The organism is Curtobacterium sp. PsM8 (genome assembly GCF_030433875.1).
In the GTDB taxonomy this organism is placed as follows: Bacteria; Actinomycetota; Actinomycetes; order Actinomycetales; family Microbacteriaceae; genus Curtobacterium.
Map to the genome: position 1 here is coordinate 1 of NZ_JARUXD010000226.1, position 213 is coordinate 213.

The following is a 213-nucleotide window of genomic DNA, read 5'->3' on the forward strand; positions in this document are numbered from 1 at the left end:
TCTTCCTCGAGGTCCGTGGGCGCCCTGTGTCTTACCAGCGCGAGGCCCTGGATGAGGCCAACGCCTCCCGGCAGCGCTGGCAGCCCGAGCCGTGGCAGGCCGACGCCTTGGTCAGCACCTACACGGCGATAGCCGACGGTTCGCTCCGCAAGGTGTACGGTGACCTCGAGCGGGTCACCCGCCGTCCGCCGATTGCACTCCGTCAGGTCCTGG

The 213-nt window shown here is 69.5% G+C and carries 1 pseudogene; it reads left to right on the top strand.

Annotated features, from left to right (window positions below):
- Positions 1-26: 26 nt before the first annotated feature.
- Positions 27-213: pseudogene (locus QCD68_RS17400) on the top strand (SDR family NAD(P)-dependent oxidoreductase); the annotation flags it as partial.